This is a genomic window from Ensifer sp. D2-11 (assembly GCF_054161295.1).
Window position 1 is genome coordinate 767,596 of sequence record NZ_CP096433.1, and the last position, 20,016, is coordinate 787,611.

Below are 20,016 nucleotides of genomic sequence, written 5' to 3' on the forward strand. Positions count from 1 at the left end.
CTAATCGAATTCTTCGATCAATAAAGCTCAATCGCCGCGCTTGATGGCATCAGGCTTCCCCGTCAAAAATCGCCGTAACAGAGGGAGCCAGCATGTCGAATTTGCCGTCTCACGCGCGCGTCGTGATCATTGGTGGGGGAGCCGTCGGTGCCTCCTCGCTGTACCATCTTGCCAAGGCCGGTTGGACCGACTGCGTGCTTCTTGAAAAGAACGAGCTCACGGCCGGCTCCACCTGGCATGCGGCCGGCAACGTGCCGACCTTCTCCTCATCCTGGTCGATCATGAACATGCAGCGCTATTCGGCCTCGCTCTATCGCGACCTGGGTGCGCTCGTCGATTACCCGATGAACTATCATGTGACGGGCTCCATCCGCCTCGGCCATTCGAAGGAGCGGCTGCAGGAGTTCAAGCGCGTCGTCGGCATGGGCCGCTACCAGGGCATGGACCTCGATATCCTGACGCCCGGGGAAATGCGCAGCCGCTATCCCTTCCTCGAAACGCATGACCTGACGGGCGCGCTTTACGATCCCTATGACGGCGACATCGATCCGGCGCAGCTGACCCAGGCGCTCGCCAAGGGCGCGCGCGACATGGGCGCGAAGATCATCCGCTTCTGTCCCGTGACCGGTGCCCGGCGCGAAAGGGATGAATGGGTGGTCGAGACGGCGCAGGGCGAAATCCGCTGCGAATATGTCGTCAACGCCGCTGGCTACTACGCCCGCGAGGTCGGGAAGATGTTCGGCCGCGACGTGCCGATGATGGTGATGAGTCATCAGTACATTCTATTCGACGAGATCCCGGAGCTTGCCGCCTGGTCGAAGGAGGTTGGGCACAAGCTGCCGCTCCTTCGCGATGTCGACTCCTCCTATTATCTCCGGCAGGAGAAATACGGCATGAATCTCGGGCCATACGAGAAGAACTGCCGCGCTCATTGGGCAACACCGGATGACCCGATGCCGGAGGACTTCTCCTTCCAGCTCTTCCCGGACGATCTCGAAAGGCTGGAATGGTATCTGAACGATGCGGTCGAGCGCGTGCCGATCCTGGGGACGGCAGGTCTTTCGCGCGTCATCAACGGACCGATCCCCTATGCGCCGGACGGCAATCCGCTGATCGGGCCCATGCCCGGCGTGCCGAACGCCTTCGAAGCCTGCGTCTTTACCTTCGGCATCTGTCAGGCCGGCGGGGCGGGCAAGGTGCTCGCCGAATGGGTGACCGAGGGCCGGACCGAATGGGACATGTGGTCCTGCGACCCGCGCCGCTACACGGACTATACCGACCAGGACTATTGCATCGCCAAGGGCATGGAGATCTACGGCCACGAATATGCAATGCATTTCCCGAAGCACTACTGGCCGGCCGGGCGCGGCAGGAAGCTCTCGCCGATCCATGATCGCATTGCGGCGCTCGGCGCTCAGTTCAAGCCCTATAACGGCTGGGAACGCGCCATGTGGTACGCGAAACCGGGCGACGACACGTCAGAGGCTGCGACGCAGACCTGGGGAAGGGAAGGCCCTTGGGCGAAGCGGATCGAGGAGGAGTGTCTCGCCGTGCGCGATGCTGCAGGCATTCTCGACCTGCCGGGCTTCTCGCGCTTCCGGCTGAAAGGCGAGGGCGCGCGCGAGTGGCTCTCCGGCCTCATCACCGGCCGCGTACCGAAGCCCGGCCGCATCGGGCTGGCCTATTTCGCCGACGACAAGGGCCGCATCCTCACCGAAATGTCCGTCATGGCGATCGAGGAGGATTTCTTCTTCCTGATCACCGCGGCGACGGCGCAGTGGCATGATTTCGAGTGGCTGCGGAAGCATCGCCCGGCGGACGCCGCCTTCACGCTTGACGACGTGACGGTGAAATTCGCCTGCCAGATCCTGACGGGGCCGAAATCGCGCGCGATCCTGGCCGAGGTCTCGGATGCCGACCTTGCGAAGGGGTGGCTGACGCATCAGACGGGGCAGATCGCCGGCCGCTATTGCCAGCTTGTACGGGTCTCCTTCGCCGGCGAACTCGGCTGGGAGATCCACACGAAAGTGGAGGATACCGCCGCGGTCTTCGATGCCGTCTGGGACGCCGGGCAGAAGCACGGCCTCAAGCCCTTCGGCATGGAGGCGCTCGACAGTCTGCGCATCGAGAAGGGCTACCGCGCCTGGAAGGGCGATCTTTCCACCGATTACACGGTTTTGCAGGGCGGGCTCGAACGCTTCGTCGACTGGGCGAAGCCGGATTTCAAGGGCAAGGCGGCGCTGGAGCGTGAGAAGCAGCAGGGCGTCACGAAGCGCTTCGTGACGCTGACGGTCGAGGCCGGCGACTGCGACGCGCCCTACATGTCGACGCTCTGGTCGGGCGGCGAGGTCGTCGGCGAGACCACGTCCGGAAACTGGGGCTACCGCACCGGCAAGTCGATCGCACTCGGCATGCTGCGCGCCGATCTGGCCGTTCCCGGCCAGGAGGTCGAGGTGGAGATTTTCGGCGACCGCTTCAAGGCTATCGTCCAGCCGGACCAGCCGCTCTGGGATCCCTCGAATGAAAGACTGAAGGCATGACGAAGCCCATTCCCGCAAAAGCGCGTGTCGTCATCATCGGCGGTGGCGTTTCCGGCTGCTCGGTCGCCTATCACCTGGCGAAGCTCGGCTGGACCGATGTAGTCCTGCTCGAGCGCAAGCAGTTGACCTGCGGCACGACATGGCATGCGGCCGGTTTGATCGGCCAGCTGCGCGCGTCGCAGAACATGACACGGCTCGCGAAATACTCGGCCGATCTTTACGTGAAGCTCGAGGCGGAAACCGGCATCGCCACCGGCATGCGCCAGAACGGCTCGATCACCGTCGCGCTGACGGAAGAGCGCAAGGAAGAGATCTACCGGCAGGCCTCGCTGGCGCGCGCCTTCAACGTCGATGTACGCGAGGTAACGCCCGACCAGGTCAAGGAGCTTTACCCCCACCTCAACGTTTCCGACGTGAAGGCGGCGGTCCACCTGCCGCTCGACGGCCAGTGTGATCCGGCCAACATCGCCATGGCGCTTGCCAAGGGTGCGCGGCAGAACGGCGCGATGATCGTCGAGGGCGTGAAAGTCACCTCGGTCCTGAAGAAGGACGGCCGAATAACCGGCGTCACCTGCGAGCAGAACGGCGAGACCTTCATGATCGAGACGGAGAATGTCGTCAACTGCGCCGGCATGTGGGGCAGGGAGCTTGCCCGGCAAGCGGGCGTCACCGTGCCGCTGCACGCCTGTGAGCACTTCTATATCGTCACCGAGGCGATACCTGGTCTCAGCCGCCTGCCGGTGCTGCGCGTGCCCGACGAGTGCACCTACTACAAGGAGGATGCCGGCAAGATGCTGATCGGCGCCTTCGAGCTCAAGGCGAAGCCCTGGGGCATGGAAGGCATCCGCGAGGATTTCTGTTTCGACCAGCTGCCGGAGGACTTCGACCATTTCGCCCCGATCCTCGAAATGGCCGTCAACCGCATGCCGATGCTGGAGACGGCCGGCATCCACACCTTCTTCAACGGCCCGGAAAGCTTCACGCCCGACGACCGTTACTATCTGGGCGAGGCGCCGGAACTCAAGGGCTACTGGGTGGCAGCCGGCTACAATTCGATCGGGATCGTCTCCTCGGGAGGCGCCGGCATGGCGCTGGCGCAGTGGATGAACGACGGCGAGCCGCCCTTCGATCTCTGGGAGGTCGATATCCGCCGGGCGCAGCCCTTCCAGAAGAACCGTTCCTACCTGAAGGAACGGGTCAGCGAAACGCTGGGTCTGCTTTACGCCGATCATTTCCCCTATCGCCAGATGGCGACCGCCCGCGGCGTTCGCCGCTCGCCGATCCACGAACAACTGAAGGCGCGCGGAGCCGTTTTCGGTGAGGTCGCCGGATGGGAGCGGGCAAACTGGTTCGCAAGGGACGGCCAGGAGCGCGAATACCGCTATTCGTGGAAACGGCAGAACTGGTTCGAAAACCAGCGGGAAGAGCATCTCGCCGTCCGCAGCGGGGTTGGCCTTTTCGACATGACCTCCTTCGGCAAGATCCGCGTCGAAGGCCGCGATGCGCTGGCTTTCCTGCAGCGGCTTTGCGCCAATGAGATGAATGTCGACCCCGGCCGTGTTGTCTACACCCAGATGCTGAACGCCTGCGGCGGCATCGAGAGCGACCTGACCGTCACGCGGCTTTCGCAGACCGCCTTCTTCCTCGTCGTGCCGGGGGCCACGCTGCAGCGCGATCTTGCCTGGCTGCGAAAACATGTGCGCGACGAGTTCGTGGTGATCACCGACGTCACCGCTGCTGAAAGCGTGCTCTGCGTCATGGGGCCAAGGGCACGCGAGCTCATGCAGAAGGTGAGCCCGAACGATTTCTCCAACGAGGCGCACCCCTTCGCCACCGCCCGCGAGATCGAGATCGGGATGGGCCTCGCCCGCGCCCACCGCGTCACCTATGTCGGCGAACTCGGGTGGGAGCTTTACGTCTCCACCGATCAGGCGGCGCATGTGTTCGAGACGCTGGAACTGGCGGGGGCCGATGTCGGGCTGAAGCTCTGTGGACTTCATACGCTCGATAGCTGCCGGATCGAGAAAGCTTTCCGGCATTTCGGCCACGATATCACCGACGAGGATCATGTGCTCGAAGCGGGACTCGGCTTTGCGGTGAAGCCCGGAAAAGGCGAGTTCATCGGACGTGAGGCGGTGCTTGCAAAGCGCGACAACGGACTTTCGCGCCGGCTGGTGCAGTTCCGGCTTTCCGATCCGGAGCCGTTGCTCTTCCACAACGAAGCGATCGTGCGCGACGGAGAGATCGTCGGCACGATCACCTCGGGCAATTACGGCCACCATCTCGGGGGTGCGATCGGGCTCGGCTATGTGGCGTGCAAGGGTGAAAGCGAAGCCGATGTGCTGGCTTCGGCCTACGAGATCGAAATCGCCGGAACGCGGGTCAAGGCCGAGGCTTCGCTGAAGCCGATGTACGACCCGAAGGCGGAGCGGGTGCGGGCCTGAAAAAGACTGCCCCTCATCCTCGCGCTAAACCCGAGGAGAGTGGCAAAGAACAAGACGACGACAGCGCCATTGGGAGATGAATGATGGCTGAGGAATGCGCAGTTGCGGGTTCGAGACGGTCCGGCGGACGGGCGGCGCGCGTTGCGCTTCGTTCGTCGCCGCTTGCCGAAAACATCCGCCCCGTCCGTCCGGGCCTTTCCGGCGGACAGTACAAGCCGCTGACGGAGGCCAACGTCAGACGGATTCACGAGGCGGCGCTCGATGCGCTGGAACAGATCGGCCTTGCCAACGCGCCGCAATCCGGCGTCGAGATCATGACCGGCGCCGGGGCCATCCTCGGCGAGGATGGACGACTCCGCTTCCCGCGTGCACTGGTGGAGGACATGCTGGCCATCGCCGCGCGCGACATCACCCTTTACGCGCGTGATCCGAAACAGGACCTCGAACTCAGCGGCACGCGCGTCTATTACGGTACGGCCGGCGCGGCGGTGCACGTGGTCGACGTCGAGAAGCGCGAATACCGGGAATCGACCGCCAAGGACCTCCTGAATGCGGCGCAACTCGTCCATCACCTGGACAATGTCCATTTCTTCCAGCGAGCCATGGTCTGCCGGGACGTTTCCGACAATTTCCTGATGGACATCAACACGCTCTATGCCTGCTGCGCCGGAACGACGAAGCATGTCGGGACGAGCTTCTCCGATCCCTCGCATGTGGAGGGCTGCTTCGATCTCATCCACATGATCGCGGGCGGCGAGGACAAGTGGCGGGCGCGGCCCTTCGTTTCGAACTCGAACTGCTTCGTCGTGCCGCCGATGAAATTCGCCGAGGAAAGCTGCATCACCATGGAGAAGTGCATCCGTGGCGGCATGCCCGTCCTGCTGCTATCCGCCGGACAGGCGGGGGCGACTGCCCCGGCGCCGCTCGCGACCGCCATCGTTCAGGCGGTTGCCGAGTGCCTTGCAGGCGTCGTCTACGTCAATGCGCTTTCGCCCGGCCATCCGGCCGTCTTCGGCACCTGGCCGTTCGTCTCCGATCTGAGGACCGGCGCCATGTCCGGCGGCTCCGGCGAACAGGCATTGCTGACGGCCGGCTGCGCGCAGATGCACCAATTCTATCGCCTGCCTGGCGGCGCCGCCGCCGGCATTGCGGATGCGAAGCTTCCCGACATGCAGGCCGGCTGGGAACAGGCGATCTCCAACGTGATGGCTGGGCTCTCTGGGCTCAACATGGTGTACGAGGCGGTCGGCATGCATGCATCGCTCCTCGGCTTCTGCCTGGAGTCGCTGGTGCTCGGAGACGACTTGCTGGGCCAGGTGCAGCGCTGCATCCGCGGCATCGATGTCACCGAGGATTCGGTTTCGCTCGAAACCATGCGTTCGGTCTGCCTCGACGGCCCCGGCCACTATCTCGGCCATCCGCAGACGCTCGGCCTGATGCAGACGGAATATATCTATCCGGCGGTGGCCGACCGCACGAGCCCGAAGGAATGGGTCGAGATCGGCCGGCCGGATCTCGTCGCCCGTGCCATCGAGAGGAAGAACCGCATCCTCGCCGATGCCGCTCCGTCGCTGATCGCGACGGAGGTCGACCGGGCGATACGGGAGCGGTTCGGGATCTATTGCTGAGACGATTGTTCATGCGTTTAGTGGCAGCGATTTGCCCCCTCTCCTCGGGTTTAACCCGAGGAGAGCCCTCTTCCCGCAGGCGGGGAGAGGGGACGACCTCCAGCAGCGGTGAGGTGGAATGGGTCGGCGCCGTGCGTCCCTTCGCCCCGCTTGCGGGGAGGAGGTGCCGGCAGGCGGATGAGGGGCGGATGCAGGCGAGACCGTCGTAAATCACCGTCGGCTCGAGCCCCTGACCTCACTCACCCTATAGCTCCATTTCGGAGCGGTCGGCGCTTCATCCGGTCGGAAGGGAAAGGTGAGGAACGTCTCGAACGGGCGGCTCTGGCCGCCCGGCACTCTCAGCAGGATGAGCGCGGTGTCGTCGCCGATGTGCCTGCAGGCGTCCTGCGGGCAATCCTCGAGCGTTACGGTCAAGCGGAAATATTCGAGCGCCAAGTCCGACGCATTGGCGGCAGTGCCGCGAACGCGATAGCTGCGCCTCGTCTGGCTTGGCTCGACAGTCATATTCTCGAGCACGATATCGTCGGCGGTGAGCCCGGTTTCAGGCTGGTCCGGAGCAGGCGCTGGGACCTCGTCCGGAGCACTCTCGTTCAGCCAGACGAGGAAGGCGGCGCTGAGGGCGAGCGCGACCGCAATCGAAAGAACCGGTTCGATCCAGCTGCGGAAGCGACCGTAACGAGCCGCGAGATACACGATCGCCAAGCCCAACGGTAACGCAATCAGCCATGCCATGAAGATCCTCCTGGGAGAACCTTATATAGGGACGCGCGGCGCTGGCAATCGTTCGCGCCTGCCTCGACCCTTCTGCCTCGCAGAGGCCGCAACACTCAGCCGAAGCTCATTTCTTCAAGCTTATCCAATAGGAACCTTCGAAAGGTACCGCCGCGAAACGCCGGTTGATCTCGGCGAGCGTGGCGGCGGGATCGACATCGGGAAAGAGATCGGGGCGCAGCCACGAGGCGAAGGCCTCCGCCGCGACGATGTTCAGCGGAACGGCGTTGAAAAAATTCCAGAGGCCGTGGACACGCCCGTTGCGAACGGCGGCTATGCTCGCCATCACCGGCTTGTCCACGGATTCGGTCAGGGTTGTTTCCGCCTCTTCCGCCGTGACGCCGGGGCCGATCGAAAAGCCGCTGTATTTGCCGCCGGGCGACGAGGTGGCGATATAGACATCCGGATTCTCGGCCATCACCGCTTCCGCGTTCATCATGCCGCCCGGACGCGGCAATGCGCCCTCGGCGATGTTGCGGCTGCCGGTGATGGCGATGAACTCGCCGAGGCCGCCGACCCCATAGGCCCAGCAGCAACGGTCGGGCGCCGGGAAAGCTTCCATGAGAACTTTCGGCCCCGGCTCGGAACTCCCGGCAACGCGCTCGCGAATCCGGGCAAGACGCTCCTCGTAGAAGCGGGCGAAGTCTTCCGCCTGTTCTTCTCTCTCGAAGACCTTGCCGAGGAGACGCATGTTGTCCGGCGTGTTCTTGAGCACCTCGTTGTTGAAGTCGACGACGATGACCGGCACGCCGGTGCTTTCGAGATATTCCATCGCGCGCCGGCCCGCCTCGGTGTCCGCCTGCCAGTTGGCGAGGACGGCAAGATCGGCCTTGAGCGTCAGGATGGTCTCGAAGGAGAGCCCAGGGCCGCTTCCGTCGTCGATCAGCGGCACATCGGCGAGCTTCGGGAACTTGCGCAGATAGCTTTCGTATATCTCGGGATTGTCGCCCTTCATGTCGCCGGACCAGCCTGCGAGAAGGCTTACCGGGTCCGGATGAATGAGCGAAAGGGCCACGAGATTGAAGCCCGTGCCGAGCAGTACCGCGTTGGGCGGTGCGGGGATCGTAACCTGTCGTCCGACGGCGTCGGTGACCGTCATCGGCCATTGTGCCTGCGCCAGCGCGACGAGCGGCGAGAAGGCGATCGCCAGGAAGGCAAGGACGCGAACGAGGCTTCGGCGGCAGAGCAGCAGACGAGACAAGGCTATTGTTTCCTTTGGCTTGGAAGGGCGCAGAGGCTGCCGCAGCTCGGGATGCCCGGGAGGAGATATCTCAGGCAGCAGATCTTGCGCCGGCAGACGCGCGTCCCGTCCTCTTCCTCCTGGCGCAGACAGTCGAAGAAAGGATTGGGAGCGCCGTTGGGCATCAGCCGGCGACCGACCATCGCATCGGCCTGGTCGCTCATGGGGTCGGTCCCGGCGGTTCGAAGCGCATAATCGATGTAAACGGCGGCATTGTTCCAGGCGAGCCTGGGCGATATGCCGCCAACCGCCTTGAGATGCGGCACCACTTTGGCAAGGTGCTCGTCCACGAGCGAGCCGATCAGGGCGAAGATGTCACGCCCGTCATCGTCGCGCCACTGACCTGCAGTCGCGACCCCGAAGGCGCGGGGCAGTCCGTCGTCGGAGAGCGCCACCGTCATCTGGTCGAAATCCGCCGGCAGCGCCTGGTGGTCCAGCACCCGGGCGACGACATAGGGGATGGTCAGGGCGGAGAAATAATAGAGCGACCACATGGAGGCCACGGCGCGGCGGTCCGTGCCGCCGGAGGCCCCGGCATAGTGCGAGAGCGTCCGGTCGAAGGCGCCGGAGGCGAAGAAGTCGGACAGCGGAATGCCGTCGGAAAGATTCTCCGACAGCATCATCTTCTCGTTGCACCAGGCATGCGGTCCCGCAAAGGCCGCCGACAGACCTTTCGGCTCGTCGATTGCCGCCATGCTTTCATGCCCGGCTGTTGTCATGTCGCTTACCAGTTATAGCGCAGCGAGCCGATAACGGTGCGGCCCTGATCGCGATGGCAGTAGCCGGCGGTGCACACGGCCTCGCGGCGGTCGAACAGATTGGTGGCATTCACCTGCAGATGCAGACCCTCATATTTCTGGTCGATCGCTGCGAAGTCGTAGCCGACGGAAGCATCGAAGAGAACACGCGAACTATTCTTGAAGGTGTTTTCGTCGTTGCCGTAACTTGATCCGACGAAACGCGCGCCTCCACCCAGGCTGAACCCGTAAAAAGGACCATCTTCCGGCAATGTATAATGGGCCCAAATCGACGCCATGTGCTGTGGAGCGGACGAGACATAGTTTCCAATCGTGCCTGAAGGACCCTGAATGATCTTCACATCGGTATAGGCGTAAGAAGCTATAAGCGAAAGGCCGTTGTCAAGGCTGGTATTCGCTTCGATCTCAAAACCGCGCGAACGCAGTTTTCCCCGCTGTACCTGGATAGCGGTATCGCCGGAGGCTTCGAGATAGAGGCCATTCTTCTGATCGATGTTGAAGAGCGCGGCGGTGATCAGCGTGTTGCTGTTCGGCAGAAGGTATTTGACGCCGATTTCTTGCTGCTCGCTCTCGGTCGGCTTAAAGGGCTGGTTCGTTTCCCTGTTGATGCCGGCATTGGGCGTGAACGCCGTCGAGTAGCTTATATAGGGGGCGAGGCCGAAGTCGGTCTGGTATGTGAGCCCTATGCGGCCGGAGAACTCCTTGTCCTTCTGAGAAACCGTCGTCAGCGAATCGGTGGCGAGATCCGTGGTATCCGTATCGGTAGAGACCCAGTCGTAGCGACCGCCCACAGTCAATGTCCAGGCGTCGTAACGGATCTGGTCCTGCAGGTAGGTACCGAGCTGCCACTGGTCCTGGACCGTGCGCGTATTGAAATCGATCGGGTCGACCGGACGCCCCTGCGTCGGATTCTTGGTATCGAGCGGCGGCGACACGCCGCGCCCGTCGAGCGCACGGAAACGCAGCTTCGTATAATCGACGCCGGCAAGCAGCGTATGCTCGATGGCGCCCGTGTCGAATTTGGCTTCGAGCTGGTTGTCGATCACGAACGCGGTCAGCCGCTCGTCATATGTGCCTGCGCTGCTGTCGAGCAATGTCGGATCGGCAGCGTTCGGCGCATAGGCAAAGGCCCAGTCCGCGTCGATGTTCAGAGTGGACACGCGCGCGTTCTGGCGGAAGACAAAGGTGTCGTTCAGCCGGTGCTCGAACTCATAGCCGACACGCCCCTGCTTCTGTACCGAGTCGTTGAAGTCAGGATTGCCGGCAAATATGTCGGTTGCTTCGCCGGTGAGCGGGTCGTTGTAATAAGTTGCCGTGCCCCCCGAATTGGTGCGCGAATACTCGCCGAGAACGGTCAGCTTCGTGTCTTCGTCCGGCTTCCAGGTGAAGGCCGGCGCGATATAGGCACGGTCGTCTGCGAGGCCAACCTGTTCGGTGTCGGCATCGCGCAACAAACCGGTCAGGCGGTAATAGACAGGGTCGTTCTCATTCACTGGACCTGAAAAGTCGAACTGGCCCTGATATCGATCGTGGCTGCCATATTGAACCTGCACCTCTCTGAGCGTGTCCTCAGTCGGCCGCTTGGTGATGAGGTTGTAAAGGCCGCCCGCTCCGGTTGCGCCGTAAAGGGCAGAGGAGGGGCCGCGCAGGATCGAAACGCCTTCCAACCCGTAGGGCTCGTTCTTGAAGATCGAGTCCACGGCGGCCGGTTGGCGCAGATTGTCACGGAATACGCCGCTATAGGTCACGTCGAAACCGCGGACGAAGAACGCATCGAAACGGGGATCGAAGCCGTAGGCTCCGACGCGCGTGCCGGGCGTATAGGCGAGCGTCTCCAGCAGCGTCTGCGGATTGCGATCCTTCAACTGCTGTTCGGTCACCGTCGAGATCGACTGCGGTGTCTCCAGGAATGGGGTGTCAATCTTCGCTCCCGTGGCGCTGCTGGTTCCGACATAGCCCTCGGCGGTGATGACCCCGCCGCTGCCGTTGACCACCAATGTTTCGAGGGCGGTGGAGTCGCCATTGGAAACGGTCTCCTGCTCTGCTTCCTGCGCCTGTGCGGTAGCGACGAGGGCAAGGGCCGACGTGCCGGCGAGGGCAAGGCGGATCAACGGCAGGCGGAGGGCGGATTTCGAGGGCATGCGACGCAACCTTAATCATTATATTTGATAAGGTGAGCTAATCACTCATGATTATGCTGAACGCAAGCCGTTTTCATGACTTTTTGAGTCATGTTCAGGATATTGTGGGAAATGTGCAACAGCAGCGTGCGGGTGCGTGCGTCGGAGCCCGCTGTTGCCCCTCTCCTCGGGTTTAACCCGAGGACTAATCCTCGCCCCGCGAGCGAGGCGAGGGGGACGAGTAGGCCGCGCGCTCGATGAAAGTAAGAGCGGAAGGGTGCCTCGAGTCTCCTTCGCCCCGCTTGCGGGGAGAAGGTGCCGGCAGGCGGATGAGGGGCCGGCCTCTAGCCGTGATTGATCATGATGTGCCGGACGGCGGTGTAGTCCTCCAGCGCATAGACCGACATGTCCTTGCCATAGCCGGACTGTTTGATGCCGCCATGCGGCATTTCGTTGGTCAGCATGAAATGTGTGTTGATCCAGGTGCAGCCATATTGGAGACGGGACGCGGCCCTCATCGCCTTGCTGATGTCCTTCGTCCAGACCGATGAGGCGAGGCCGTAATCGCTGTCGTTCGCCCAGGCCACGGCATCGTCCTTGCCGGTGAAGCGCGTGACGGAGACGACCGGGCCGAAGACTTCGCGGCGGACGATCTCGTCCTCCTGAGTGGCGCCCGCGACGACCGTCGGCTGGAAGAAGAAGCCTTGGTCGCTGCCCGTGCGGCCGCCGGTGGTGATCTCGATGTGCTTCTGGTCGGCGGCCCTTTCGACGAAGCTTGCCACGCGGTCGCGCTGGCGCCTGGAGATCAGCGGACCGATCTCGTTTTCAGTGTCGTCGTCGAGATTGTAGCGGATTGTGGAGACCGCCGAGGTGAGGTCGGCGACGAGCTTCTCGTAGATGCCGGCTTCGGCATAGATGCGGCAGGCGGCGGTACAGTCCTGACCGGCATTGTAGTAGCCGAAGGTGCGGATTCCGTTGACGACCGCCTCGAGGTCGGCGTCGTCATAGACGATGACCGGCGCCTTGCCGCCGAGCTCGAGATGGGTGCGCTTTACCGTCTTGGCGGCGGCCGCGAGCACCTTCTTGCCGGTGGCGATGTCGCCGGTGATCGATACCATGCCGACCTTCGGATGGTTGATCAGCGCGTTGCCGACGGTCTCGCCGCGGCCGGTGATGACGTTGACGACGCCTTCGGGGAGAATGTCGGCGATCAGCCGCGCAAGTTTCAGCGCCGTCAGCGGCGTCTGTTCGGATGGCTTGAAGACAACGGTGTTGCCGCCGCCGATCGCCGGCGCCAGCTTCCAGGCCATCATCATCAGGGGATAGTTCCACGGCGCGATCGAGCCGACGATGCCGATCGGATCGCGGCGGATCATCGACGTGTGGCCCGGCAGATATTCGCCAGCCGCCGGCGCATGCAGATTGCGCACCGCACCGGCGAAGAAGCGCCAGCAATCGATGATCGCGGGCAACTCGTCGTTCTTCACCGCATTGATCGGCTTGCCGCAGTTCAGCGCCTCCAGCGCGGCGAATTCGTCGGCTTCTTTCTCGATCGCATCGGCGATCTTCAAAAGGGCGTTGGAGCGTTCGGCCGGCGTCGTCTGCGACCAGCCGACGAAGGCGCGCTCGGCAGCGTCGACGGCGGCGTCGATCTGCGCGTGGGATGCCTCGGCGAGGTCGATGATCCCGGCGCCCGTCCGCGGATTGAGGATGTGTTCCTCGGCCTCGGTTCCGGCTTCGAAGCGCGATCCGATCAAGAGCTGGGTGTCCATGTCTGTTCTCCCTTCAAGTGCGAAATGTCATTTGCCGGCGCCGGCGATCTGGTCGCCGTCGCGGGTCAGGTAATAGGCGCCGAGGATCGGCAGGAAGGTGGCCATCACGACGACCATGGCGACGACGTTGGTAACCGGGCGCTGGCGCGGGCGGATCAGCTCTTCCAGCATCCAGATCGGCAGGGTCGATTGCTGCCCGGCCGTGAAGGTCGTGACGATCACCTCGTCGAAGGAAAGCGCGAAGGCGAGCATGCCTCCGGCAAGCAGGGCCGTGCCGATGTTCGGCAGGATCACGTAGCGGAAGGTCTGGAAACCGTCGGCGCCGAGATCCATGGAAGCCTCGATCAGCGAGCCGGAAATCCGGCGGAAACGGGCGACCGCATTGTTGTAGACGACGACGATGCAGAAAGTCGCGTGGCCGAGCACGATGGTCCAGAAGGAGAAGGGGATGTCGGCCATGGAGAAGGCGGAGCGCAGCGCAATGCCGGTGATGATGCCGGGAAGCGCGATCGGGAGGATGACGAGGAGCGAGATCGTCTCGCGGCCGAAGAAACGGGTCTGGCTGACGGCAGCGGCGCAGAGGGTGCCGAGGACGAGGGCTACCGCCGTCGCGATCGAGGCGACCTTGACGGAGAGCGTCAGCGCCGCCCAGACATCCGGCCGGTTCCAGGCGACGGCGAACCATTGCGTGGTCAGCCCCGGCGGCGGAAACTGGTAGCTCTTCTCCTCGGTCGTGAAGGCGTAGAGAAAGATCAGCAGGATCGGCAGATGCATGAAGGCGAGGCCGGCGGCGGCCGCGATCTTCAGACCCAATGGAGCGGAGTTCGCCTTCTCAGAGCGCATCGAAGGCCCCCATGCGTTTGGCCATCCAGAGATAGGCGCCCATGATGACGATCGGCACGACCGTGAAGGCGGCGGCGAGCGGAATGTTTCCGGCGGTGCCCTGCTGCGCGTAGACCGCCTGACCGATGAAGAGCCGCGAGGAGCCGACGATCTGCGGGATGATGTAGTCGCCGAGCGTCAGCGAGAAGGTGAAGATCGATCCGGCGACGATGCCCGGCAGCGCCAGCGGAAAGAGCACATGGCGGAAGGTCTGGGCGGGCGTTCCGCCGAGGTCCGACGAGGCTTCGATCAGATTGGCCGGCACGCGCTCGAGCGCCGCCTGGATGGGCAGGATCATGAACGGCATCCAGACATAGACGAAGACGATGAAGGTGCCCGTATAGCTGACGGACAGCGAATTGCCGCCGACGACGGGAAGAGAAAGCCAGGCATCGATCAGCCAGAGAAGGTTCAGCTTTCCGAAGAACCAGGTCAGGATGCCTTCCTTTGCGAGGATCAGCTTCCAGGCATAGATCTTGACGAGATAGCTCGACCAGAGCGGCAGCATGACGGCGAGATAGAAGAGCGCCTTCCATTTCCCGCGCGCGTAGCGGGCGGCGTAATAGGCGATCGGAAAGGCAATGAGCGCCGAGACGAGCGTCACCAGGGCGGCCATCGAGACGGTGCGGATGATGATGTCGAGATTGGATTCGCTCAAGAGCTGCCGATAGGTGGCGAGCGTGAACTCGTAATTTATGAGCCCGGAGAAATCGTCGATCGAGAAGAAGCTCTGCAGAAGCAGCGCGAAGAGCGAACCGAGATAGACGATCCCGAGCCAGAGGAGCGGGGGTGCGAGAAAGATCGCAAGCAGCACATGCGGGTGCCGCCAGAAGAAATCCGAGAGGCGGCCCGCCGTGCTGCGGCGTTGCGGAAGAATTATGCTTTCGGCGACGATCGTCATGCGTCCTCCATCGGGTGGAGGTCGTGCGCGGCGAAGCTGATCGTGACCGGACTGCCGACCGCTGGAACGCCACGCGCCGCCGGGCTCGCCACGGCGATGCGGGCACCCTCGACGTCGATCAGGATGCGGTTGGTGGCGCCGAGGAAACTCTGCGAAGCGACAGTGCCGGAAAGGCTCAGCGCTCCGTCGCTCGGCGGCGCAATGGCCACAGCCTCCGGGCGCAGGCTCGCGAAGGAAGCCTTCAGCCCCAGTCGGCGGCAGAGGTCCTCGGAAAGCACGTTGGAGGAGCCGACGAAATCGGCGACGAAACGGGTCTGCGGACGGTTGTAGACCTCCTCCGGGCTTCCCAGTTGCTGGATACGGCCCTCGTTGAAGACGGCGATCCTGTCGGCCATCGAGAGCGCTTCGCCCTGATCATGGGTGACGAAGACGAAGGTGATGCCCAACGACTTCTGCAGCGTTTTCAATTCCTCCTGCATCTGTTCGCGCAGCTTCAGATCGAGCGCGCCCAACGGCTCGTCGAGAAGCAGAACCTTCGGCTTGTTGACGAGCGCGCGGGCGAGCGCCACGCGCTGGCGCTGGCCGCCTGAAAGCTGTCCGGGCCGGCGCGTGCCGTAGCCCGGAAGCTTCACCATGGCGAGCGCATCCTCGGCCGCCCTGCGGCGCTCCTCGCGTCCGACGCCCTTGACCATCAGGCCATAGGCTACGTTGTCGAGAATGGAGAGATGCGGGAAGAGGGCGTAGTCCTGGAAGACGGTGTTGACGCTGCGCCGGTAGGGCGGCACGCCTTCGGCGGTCTCGCTGAAGATCTCGATGTGGCCTCCGGTCGGCTGCTCGAACCCTGCCATCAGCCTCAGGCAGGTGGTCTTGCCCGAGCCCGATGGACCGAGCATCGCGAAGAACTCGCCCTCGGCGATCTCGAGGTTCACGCGATCGACGGCACGCACGGCGCCGAAATAGCGGGAAACATTGTCGAAGAGGACGGCGGCGTTCATTGCGATACTCCAGGAGATTTCGGCGAGATTTCGGCCCCTCATCCGGCTGCCGCCACCTTCTCCCCGCTTGCGGGGAGAAGGCGACTCGGGGCTCCCTCTCGGGCTTCATTCCATCGAGCGGGCGCGGCTTACTCGTCCCCTCTCCCCGCCTGCGGGGAGAGGGCTAGGGTGAGGGGCAAACGCTTGCGCTGAAGGCAGGGCTTACCGCCCGCCGATCACACCGATATAGTCGGAGACCCAGCGATGATAGGGCACGCACTCGCCCTGGCTTTCGCATTTCGTCACCGGCGTCTTCCAGAACTTGACCTTCTCGAAGTCGTCGTAGCCGTTGGTCTTGCAACCTTCGTCGGTCAGAAGCTCGTTGCCCTTGCAGGCGGCACCGACGGAGGGGTTGGCACCGAACCAGGCGGATACATCTCCCTGGACTTTCGGCGAGAGCGAATGCTCCATCCACATATAGGCGCAGTTCGGATGCTCGCTGTCGGCATGCAGCATTGTCGTATCGGCCCAGCCCGTCACGCCTTCTTCCGGGATGACGGAGGCGATTGGCTGCTTCTCGGCCTGCATCAGGTTAACCTGGAAGGGCCAGGAGCCGGAGGCGACGACGCCCTCGTTCTTGAAGTCGTCGATCTGGATCATCGCGTCGTGCCAGTAGCGGCCGACGAGGGTGCGCTGGGTGCGCAACAGATCGAGTGCTGCCTTGTACTGATCTTCGTTGAGCTCATAAGGATCCTTGATGCCGAGATCGGGCTTGTGCGCCATCAGGTAGTTGGCGGCGTCCGCGACATGGATCGGGCCGTCATAGGCCTGGACGCGGCCCTTGTTGGACTTGCCGTCGGGCAGCGTCATTTCCTCGAAGACGACTTTCCAGCTCTTCGGCGGCTGATCCTTGAAGGCTTCGGTATTGTACATCAGCACGTTCGGGCCCCAGACATAGGGGGTGCCGTAGTGGACGCCGTTGGCGGTGTGCCACGGCGCGTTCTGCATGCGCTCGTCGATCGTCTTCCAGCTGGGGATGAGATCGGTATTGATCGGCTGGACGCGCTTTCCAGCGACGAGGCGCAGCGATGCGTCTCCGGAGGCGGTCACCAGGTCGAAACCGCCTTCGTTCATCAGCGCGACCATTTCGTCGGAGGTGGCCGCCGTCTTGACGCTGACCTTGCAACCGGTCTTCTTCTCGAAATCGGTGACCCAGTCGTAATTCTTGTCGGTCTCGCCGCGCTCGATATAGCCCGCCCAGGCGACGATCGAGAGCGCACCTTCGCCCTGACCGAGCTCTTTCAGCGGCTCCTGCGCCAGCGCAGGGGCGGCGAGGCCCAGCGACAGGGTAAGTGCGGTGCAGGATTTCAGGATCTGCTTCATCGGAAGTCTCCCCAGTTTCATGCCGTTAGCGGCTTTGTTCCCGGATCGAAGCGTGCCTTGGTTTCTCCGTATTCGCAAATTCATTAATCAGAATGCCGATATCGGTATTTCCGATATCTGAGTTCATCGCGGGCGGGCGCTGCGCAGCGCTTCGGCGACGCCGACGAAATCGCGCGCGGACTGTGGCAGGCTCGAACCCTTGCGCCAGACCATGCCGACCTGCACCACCGGCAGCGCCCCGGAAACATCGCGGCTTTCGATCCGGTCGCCTTCGAGCGACCAGGGGCGGTAGACGAGGTCAGGCAGAAGCGCGATGCCGGCTCCGGTCGCGACCAGGCTTCTGACCGCTTCCACCGAACGGGTGCGAAAGGCGACATGCGGACGCGCGCCGAGCGCCGTCAGGAGTTTGCCGGTATTCTCCTCGATCTCGTCCACGGTCAGCATGATCAGCGGCTCACGGGCGATGTCTTCGACCGAGATGATGTCGGCGCTGACGAGCGGATGGCCGATCGGCAGCCACAGGCGGTAAGGAGAGGTTTCGAGGATTTCCGCTTGCAGCGCCATGCGGTCGCGCAGATTCGAGATGACCATCACGGCGACGTCGAGCTCGCCGCCGATCAGGAGGTGCTCGAGATAGGAGCCATTGTCCTCGATGGCGCTCACCTCCACGCCGGGGCAGGCGCGGCGGTAGCGCGCAAGCAGGTCGGAGAGCACGTAGCCGGCGACGAGGGACGTGACGCCGAGATTGAGCTTGCCGCCGCGTTCCTCGCGGCTGTCGGAGAAGCTGCGCCGCGCATCGGAGACATCGGCGAGGATCTTGGTCGCGTGGCGCAGAAACTGATGCCCGTTATGGGTGATCGCAAGGCCGCGGGGGTGCCGGTCGAAGAGCTCGACGCCGAGATCGGTTTCGAGCTCCTTGATTGCCTCGGTGATCGATGATTGAGAGATGGAGAGGTTCTGCGCCGCGCGGGTGACCGAGCCTTGCTCGGCGACGGCGACGAAATATTGCAACTGCCGGAGTGTGAATGCCATGTGCGAATTAACACCGTGCGCCGCAGGGAACGCAAGCACGGCGTGAACGGCGGCAGGGCTGACGCATTTCGTCGTGCACGCCGGCGCGACGCTGTTAAGGTGCGGTGAGGGGGGAACAGGATGGATTCGAAAACGACAAAGCCAATGCCTACGGAAGCGGGGATTCGCGCCTTTCACGAACGTTGCGACGCGTTCTATCCCGCCGATGCGGTCAATGCCTCCGTCGAGCAGCAACGGCAATGGTATGATGCACTCTGCGCCGAATTCGACGCGCCGTCTCCCGAAGGGCTGACCCGGCGGGACGAGCGGGTGGCTGGGCGAATTCCGGTGCGGTACTACCGGCCGGCGGAGGTCGCGAGCGAGACGCGCGTCTTCTATATCCATGGCGGCGGCTTCGTCGTCGGCTCGCTTGAGAGCCACGATGCGATCTGCGCCGAGCTTGCCCATGGTGCACGGGTCGAGCTGGTGTCGGTGGACTATCGCCTTGCCCCCGAACATCTTTGGCCCGCAGCCTTCGAGGACTGCTGCGATGTGCTCGAAGCGCTTCTTGCCGATGGGCGCCCGCTCGTCGTCGCCGGCGACAGTGCCGGCGGCAACCTGTCAGCCGGTATCGTACTGAAGGCGAAGGCCGAGGGGCTCGCCGGCATCGTCGGCCAGGTCCTGATCTATCCCGGCCTCGGCGGCGATCTGACGCGCGGCTCCTATATCGAGATGGCCCAGGCGCCGCTGCTTTCCACCGCCGACGTCGACTATTACCGCGAGGTGCTGAAAGCACCGGCGGATGAGCCCTTTGCACACCCGTTGCGGGCCGCGGACCTGTCCGGGCTTCCGCCGGCCTATGTTACTGGAGCCCATTTCGATCCGTTGCGCGACGATGCGCGCGCCTATGCAGCCCGGCTCGCCCAGGCGGGCGTGGACGTCACCTACCGGGAAGAGCCGCAGATGGTCCATTCCTGGCTCCGGGCGCGCCGCATGAGCCCCGGCGCGCAGGAGGGCTTCGCCCGTCTGGTGCAAGCTGTGGCGAGATTGGCCGGTACGGCTTGAGGCGGCGATGAGCGGCGAGACGGATCTCAAGCGACTGCTGGCAGAGATGGAGCCGATGCTGCATGACGGCGAGTATGTCTATTGCACGGTTGAAGGTCGCGCTGCGGCCTGGTTCGCGCTTGAGCCGATCGGAACCTTTCGCGAAAATGAGGGGATTACGCTCATCCTCGAGCGGGCCCGTGCCGAGGCGGCGGGACTTTCCTATGGACCGGTGCTGCGGCTGATTACGCTCAGCGTCCATTCCGCACTCGAAGCCGTAGGACTGACGGCGGCGGTTTCCGGCGCACTGACGCAGGCGGGCATCAGCGCCAATGTGGTGGCGGCCTATTACCACGACCACATCTTCGTGCCCGCGGCGGACGCGAAAAGGGCCGTCGAAGTGTTGCAGACGCTCAGCCGCAGGGACAACTGAACGCAGTGAGTTTGAACCTCTCCCCGTACGCAAGATCGGGGAGAGGGGCATAGAGACGTCTTCCCGAGTCCCGTCAAAACGCGTCAAAACGGGGAGAAGGTGCCGGCAGGCGGAT

15 protein-coding genes are annotated in these 20,016 nt (G+C 63.5%); 5 read left to right on the forward strand and 10 right to left on the reverse strand.

Annotation, left to right across the window (positions count from 1 at the left end; translation table 11 throughout):
* The first annotated feature begins 92 nt into the window (after positions 1-92).
* The 3 genes from M1D34_RS03720 (at position 93) to M1D34_RS03730 (ending at position 6,612) form a co-directional block, all read left to right on the forward strand.
* Positions 93-2,540 (forward strand): GcvT family protein, encoded by a 2,448-nt coding sequence (locus tag M1D34_RS03720; RefSeq protein ID WP_498780733.1) that lies wholly within the window; start codon positions 93-95, stop codon positions 2,538-2,540.
* Positions 2,537-4,984 (forward strand): GcvT family protein, encoded by a 2,448-nt coding sequence (locus M1D34_RS03725; protein ID WP_498780735.1) that lies wholly within the window; start codon positions 2,537-2,539, stop codon positions 4,982-4,984. The genes M1D34_RS03720 and M1D34_RS03725 overlap by 4 nt, the downstream gene beginning before the upstream one ends.
* An 83-nt stretch (positions 4,985-5,067) precedes the next feature.
* Complete coding sequence (locus M1D34_RS03730) at positions 5,068-6,612, forward strand: trimethylamine methyltransferase family protein (RefSeq protein ID WP_013844661.1); 1,545 nt, start codon at positions 5,068-5,070, stop codon at positions 6,610-6,612.
* Between the two features lie 210 nt (positions 6,613-6,822).
* Here M1D34_RS03730 and M1D34_RS03735 read toward each other — a convergent pair whose 3' ends face one another.
* From M1D34_RS03735 to M1D34_RS03780, 10 genes are all read right to left on the reverse strand, one after another.
* Entirely contained in the window at positions 6,823-7,344 is a 522-nt protein-coding gene (locus M1D34_RS03735; protein ID WP_127517676.1) for a hypothetical protein, read from the reverse strand.
* Positions 7,345-7,450: 106 nt separating this feature from the next.
* Positions 7,451-8,584: an ABC transporter substrate-binding protein gene (locus M1D34_RS03740; RefSeq protein ID WP_498780738.1), complete on the reverse strand. Its 1,134-nt coding sequence runs from the start codon at positions 8,582-8,584 to the stop codon at positions 7,451-7,453.
* A gap of 2 nt (positions 8,585-8,586) precedes the next feature.
* Complete coding sequence (gene fhuF, locus M1D34_RS03745; RefSeq protein WP_153312965.1) at positions 8,587-9,318, reverse strand: siderophore-iron reductase FhuF; 732 nt, start codon at positions 9,316-9,318, stop codon at positions 8,587-8,589.
* 29 nt (positions 9,319-9,347) lie between these two features.
* Entirely contained in the window at positions 9,348-11,522 is a 2,175-nt protein-coding gene (locus M1D34_RS03750; RefSeq protein WP_153312964.1) for a TonB-dependent siderophore receptor, read from the reverse strand.
* Between the two features lie 323 nt (positions 11,523-11,845).
* Positions 11,846-13,273: a gamma-aminobutyraldehyde dehydrogenase gene (locus tag M1D34_RS03755; protein ID WP_028011387.1), complete on the reverse strand. Its 1,428-nt coding sequence runs from the start codon at positions 13,271-13,273 to the stop codon at positions 11,846-11,848.
* Between the two features lie 27 nt (positions 13,274-13,300).
* Entirely contained in the window at positions 13,301-14,116 is an 816-nt protein-coding gene (locus M1D34_RS03760) for an ABC transporter permease (protein WP_010969816.1), read from the reverse strand.
* The gene (locus M1D34_RS03765) at positions 14,106-15,056 is read right to left on the reverse strand and encodes an ABC transporter permease (protein ID WP_003534226.1); all 951 of its coding nucleotides are present in this window, start codon (positions 15,054-15,056) and stop codon (positions 14,106-14,108) included. Before M1D34_RS03765 ends, M1D34_RS03760 begins: the two co-directional genes overlap by 11 nt.
* Entirely contained in the window at positions 15,053-16,051 is a 999-nt protein-coding gene (locus tag M1D34_RS03770) for an ABC transporter ATP-binding protein (protein WP_498780742.1), read from the reverse strand. Before M1D34_RS03770 ends, M1D34_RS03765 begins: the two co-directional genes overlap by 4 nt.
* Before the next feature lie 201 nt (positions 16,052-16,252).
* Entirely contained in the window at positions 16,253-17,413 is a 1,161-nt protein-coding gene (locus tag M1D34_RS03775) for an ABC transporter substrate-binding protein (RefSeq protein WP_010969813.1), read from the reverse strand.
* A 123-nt stretch (positions 17,414-17,536) separates the two neighbouring features.
* Complete coding sequence (locus M1D34_RS03780) at positions 17,537-18,445, reverse strand: LysR family transcriptional regulator (RefSeq protein WP_003536639.1); 909 nt, start codon at positions 18,443-18,445, stop codon at positions 17,537-17,539.
* A 120-nt stretch (positions 18,446-18,565) separates the two neighbouring features.
* Here M1D34_RS03780 and M1D34_RS03785 point away from each other — a divergent pair, with 120 nt between their 5' ends.
* Complete coding sequence (locus M1D34_RS03785; protein ID WP_498780745.1) at positions 18,566-19,489, forward strand: alpha/beta hydrolase; 924 nt, start codon at positions 18,566-18,568, stop codon at positions 19,487-19,489.
* A gap of 7 nt (positions 19,490-19,496) precedes the next feature.
* The gene (locus tag M1D34_RS03790) at positions 19,497-19,901 is read left to right on the forward strand and encodes an ACT domain-containing protein (RefSeq protein ID WP_010969811.1); all 405 of its coding nucleotides are present in this window, start codon (positions 19,497-19,499) and stop codon (positions 19,899-19,901) included.
* Positions 19,902-20,016 lie beyond the last annotated feature (115 nt).

What these genes read in the sequence shown, in the direction of transcription:
- M1D34_RS03720 (WP_498780733.1), top strand. Translation starts at nt 93, where the DNA reads ATGTCGAATTTGCCGTCTCACGCGCGCGTCGTGATCATTGGTGGGGGA.
- M1D34_RS03725 (WP_498780735.1), top strand. Translation starts at nt 2,537, where the DNA reads ATGACGAAGCCCATTCCCGCAAAAGCGCGTGTCGTCATCATCGGCGGT.
- M1D34_RS03730 (WP_013844661.1), top strand. Translation starts at nt 5,068, where the DNA reads ATGGCTGAGGAATGCGCAGTTGCGGGTTCGAGACGGTCCGGCGGACGG.
- M1D34_RS03735 (WP_127517676.1), bottom strand. Translation starts at nt 7,344, where the DNA reads ATGGCATGGCTGATTGCGTTACCGTTGGGCTTGGCGATCGTGTATCTC.
- fhuF (WP_153312965.1), bottom strand. Translation starts at nt 9,318, where the DNA reads ATGGCGGCAATCGACGAGCCGAAAGGTCTGTCGGCGGCCTTTGCGGGA.
- M1D34_RS03750 (WP_153312964.1), bottom strand. Translation starts at nt 11,522, where the DNA reads ATGCCCTCGAAATCCGCCCTCCGCCTGCCGTTGATCCGCCTTGCCCTC.
- M1D34_RS03755 (WP_028011387.1), bottom strand. Translation starts at nt 13,273, where the DNA reads ATGGACACCCAGCTCTTGATCGGATCGCGCTTCGAAGCCGGAACCGAG.
- M1D34_RS03760 (WP_010969816.1), bottom strand. Translation starts at nt 14,116, where the DNA reads ATGCGCTCTGAGAAGGCGAACTCCGCTCCATTGGGTCTGAAGATCGCG.
- M1D34_RS03765 (WP_003534226.1), bottom strand. Translation starts at nt 15,056, where the DNA reads ATGACGATCGTCGCCGAAAGCATAATTCTTCCGCAACGCCGCAGCACG.
- M1D34_RS03770 (WP_498780742.1), bottom strand. Translation starts at nt 16,051, where the DNA reads ATGAACGCCGCCGTCCTCTTCGACAATGTTTCCCGCTATTTCGGCGCC.
- M1D34_RS03775 (WP_010969813.1), bottom strand. Translation starts at nt 17,413, where the DNA reads ATGAAGCAGATCCTGAAATCCTGCACCGCACTTACCCTGTCGCTGGGC.
- M1D34_RS03780 (WP_003536639.1), bottom strand. Translation starts at nt 18,445, where the DNA reads ATGGCATTCACACTCCGGCAGTTGCAATATTTCGTCGCCGTCGCCGAG.
- M1D34_RS03785 (WP_498780745.1), top strand. Translation starts at nt 18,566, where the DNA reads ATGGATTCGAAAACGACAAAGCCAATGCCTACGGAAGCGGGGATTCGC.
- M1D34_RS03790 (WP_010969811.1), top strand. Translation starts at nt 19,497, where the DNA reads ATGAGCGGCGAGACGGATCTCAAGCGACTGCTGGCAGAGATGGAGCCG.